The organism is Mycobacterium sp. (genome assembly GCF_049585075.1).
In the GTDB taxonomy this organism is placed as follows: Bacteria; Actinomycetota; Actinomycetes; order Mycobacteriales; family Mycobacteriaceae; genus Mycobacterium.
Genome location: NZ_JBAUZA010000111.1, coordinates 1 through 2879, shown reverse-complemented (window position 1 = coordinate 2879; position 2879 = coordinate 1). Strand labels below are relative to the sequence as shown.

Below are 2879 nucleotides of genomic sequence, written 5' to 3'. Positions count from 1 at the left end.
ATGGCGCGCACGTCGTCGCCGTCCTGCGCGCCGCACGCGTCGAGATGAGTGTGCGCATCGATCAACGGGCTCAACGGCTCGGGAGCCGGCGGCGGCTGACGTTTGGAACCCACCCGCACACAATAAGGTGAGTCTCGATGAGGCCCTACTACGTCACCACCGCGATTACCTACCCGAATGGCGAGCCGCACATCGGGCATGCGTATGAGTACATTGCCACTGATGCCCTCGCGCGGTTCAAGCGGCTCGACGGCTTCGACGTGCGCTTCCTGACCGGAACTGATGAGCACGGGCTGAAAATGGCGCAGGCAGCAGCAGCCGAAGGCCTTTCGCCCGCAGAACTTGCCAAGCGGAACTCCGACGTGTTTCAGCGGCTGCAAGAGAACCTCAATATCTCTTTCGACCGGTTCATTCGCACCACCGACGCCGACCACCACGAAGCCTCGAAGGCGATCTGGCAGCGGATGGCCGACGCCGGCGACATCTATCTAGACAGCTACGCCGGCTGGTACTCGGTGCGCGACGAGCGCTACTTCACCGAGGACGAAACAGCTCTGGACGCCACCGGCACTCGCATCGCCGTGGAAACCGGCACCCCGGTGACCTGGACAGAAGAGCAGACCTACTTCTTCCGGCTGTCGGCGTACACCGACAAGCTGCTGGCTCATTACGAAGCCAATCCGGACTTCATCGGACCGCAGGTGCGACGCAACGAGGTGGTCAGCTTCGTCTCCGGGGGGTTGAACGACCTCTCGATCTCCCGCACGTCGTTCGACTGGGGCGTGAAGGTGCCCGAGCATCCGGAACACGTCATGTACGTCTGGGTCGACGCGCTGACCAACTATCTGACCGGGGTCGGCTACCCCGACACCGAATCCGAGATGTTCCACCGCTACTGGCCTGCCGACTTGCACATGATCGGCAAGGACATCATCAGATTCCACGCCGTCTACTGGCCGGCATTTCTGATGTCCGCCGGAATTGAACTCCCGCGAAGAGTTTTCGCGCACGGCTTCGTGCTCAACAGCGGCGAGAAAATGAGCAAGTCGGTGGGAAACGTGATCGATCCCATCGCCCTGATCGAGGAGTTCGGCATCGACCAGGTGCGCTACTTCTTCCTGCGCGAAGTGCCCTTCGGCCAGGACGGCAGCTACAGCGAAGATGCGATCATAGCCAGGACCAATGCCGACTTGGCCAACGAATTGGGCAATCTGGCGCAGCGATCACTGTCGATGGTGGCCAAGAACCTCGACGGGATCGTCCCTACGCCAGGCGATTTCACCAGTGACGACACTGAATTGCTGGCTGCTGCCGATGGCCTGCTCGACCGAGTACGCGCCGATTTCGACTCGCAGGCAATGCATTTGGCGCTCGAGGCGATTTGGCTGATGCTCGGCGCGGCGAACAGATACTTCTCGGCGCAGCAGCCGTGGGTACTGCGTAAGAGCGACTCCGAAGCAGACCAGGACCGCTTCGCCACCGTGCTCTACACCACCTGCGAAGCGGTGCGGATTGCGGCGCTGTTGATCCAGCCGGTGATGCCCGAGTCGACGGGCAAGCTGTTGGACTTGCTCGGGCAGCCGCAAAACCAGCGGACGTTTGCCGCGATCGGTACCCGCTTGACACCCGGAACGGTATTGCCCTCGCCCACCGGCGTCTTCCCGCGCTACCAGGCGGAGTGAATCAGCGGCGATGAGTTTCCGCGCCGCTGGCGGTCTGCCTCACTATGACGATCACGACGCACAATCTGGACGGCTACGGCGCGCCTCCGATCGAATGGTCGCGCCTGCACGAGGCTTTGACGGGCGACCTCACCCAGGCGCCCGGAACCGGCGGACCCAACCGGCACACCGTGTGGCTGACCACGATCAATCCCGACGGCAGCCCACACGTGACACCGGTGGGCGTCGTCACGGCAGACGGCATCTGGTACTTCACCTCGGGACCACGAACCCGCAAATCGCGCAACCTCGTCCGCGACTCCCGATGCGTAGTCAGCGTCGCCACCGACCAGTTCGACCTCGTCATCCAGGGAACTGCCACGCAAGTCATCGACGACGTTGAGTTGCGCACGGTTGCCGCGGCGTTCCGCGACGTCGGCTGGCCAGCCGTGGTCGACGGCAAGGCACTGACCGCCGAATACAGCGCCCCGTCCGCAGGCCCTGCGCCGTGGCATGCTTACCGAGTCGCTCCGGCAACGCTCTACGCGCTGGGCACTTCCGAGCCATACGGCGCCACCCGCTTCGACATGGGTCAGGCTGACTAAGTCGACTCGGCGAGTCGAACTCGGACGGTCACGCGCCCGTTGTCGTCTCGGTGAGCGACGGCATGTCCGCCACGCTCAACTCCGTTGAGCGTCAGTGAAATTGGCGCGCCGTCGCCGAGGAAGTTGCGCCACCACGTCTTGGCGTCCGGTAAGTTTGGCGTGATGTCAATCTCGTCGCCGCGGCGGCGGTACGCCACCGGAATAGTGAACGTCCGTCCCGAACGTCGGCCCGTATAGGTGATCAGCGTAATACTGCGCCGCAGTCTCGTCCCGAGCCGCGGGGAAGACGCAATCGCGGTCACCGGCGCGTTGAAAAGCGGTGCCGCGCGCATGATTAAACGCAGGAAATTCCGAGGATTGGACATGGTTTCGACATCCCTTCAGATCAGCAGCGTCAAGCACAATGCTGCAACTGTAAGGCCCTGCAGCGTGGCCCTGATAGTGATCACTTTGTCCCAACGACGTTGCAGCGCACGGGTATCCGTCGCCGGCCCGGAACGATCGGCCGCGGCGGTGAGTTGGCGGTTGATCGGCGCGCTCACTCGCAGGTAGAGCACCAGCCAAACCAGCAGCAGGCCGACGGCGACACCGGCTGCACCGGCTTGCGTCCAGT

The 2879-nt window shown here is 63.3% G+C and carries 3 protein-coding genes and 2 pseudogenes; 2 read left to right on the top strand and 3 right to left on the bottom strand.

Annotation, left to right across the window (positions count from 1 at the left end; all coding sequences use genetic code 11):
• Positions 1 to 113: pseudogene (locus WB785_RS05030) on the bottom strand (DNAase); the annotation flags it as partial.
• A gap of 24 nt (positions 114 to 137) precedes the next feature.
• On the opposite strand from WB785_RS05030, the gene metG reads away from it, so the two are divergent.
• Both metG and WB785_RS05020 read left to right on the top strand, forming a co-directional pair.
• Positions 138 to 1682 carry a methionine--tRNA ligase gene (gene metG / locus WB785_RS05025; protein ID WP_424077598.1) on the top strand — a complete coding sequence of 515 codons (1545 nt, stop codon included), beginning with the start codon at positions 138 to 140 and terminating at the stop codon, positions 1680 to 1682.
• Positions 1683 to 1726: 44 nt separating this feature from the next.
• A complete protein-coding gene (locus tag WB785_RS05020; protein WP_424077597.1) occupies positions 1727 to 2266 on the top strand; it encodes a DUF447 domain-containing protein in 540 nt (179 codons plus the stop codon).
• On the opposite strand, the gene WB785_RS05015 is transcribed toward WB785_RS05020, so the two are convergent.
• Together WB785_RS05015 and WB785_RS05010 are read right to left on the bottom strand one after the other, a co-directional pair.
• A complete protein-coding gene (locus WB785_RS05015; protein ID WP_424077596.1) occupies positions 2263 to 2631 on the bottom strand; it encodes a nitroreductase/quinone reductase family protein in 369 nt (122 codons plus the stop codon). The genes WB785_RS05020 and WB785_RS05015 overlap by 4 nt on opposite strands.
• A gap of 15 nt (positions 2632 to 2646) precedes the next feature.
• Positions 2647 to 2879: pseudogene (locus WB785_RS05010) on the bottom strand (DUF1772 domain-containing protein); the annotation flags it as partial.

Coding starts and splice junctions, on each gene's coding strand:
- WB785_RS05015 (WP_424077596.1), bottom strand. CDS start 2,631: ATGTCCAATCCTCGGAATTTCCTGCGTTTAATCATGCGCGCGGCACCG.
- metG (WP_424077598.1), top strand. CDS start 138: ATGAGGCCCTACTACGTCACCACCGCGATTACCTACCCGAATGGCGAG.
- WB785_RS05020 (WP_424077597.1), top strand. CDS start 1,727: ATGACGATCACGACGCACAATCTGGACGGCTACGGCGCGCCTCCGATC.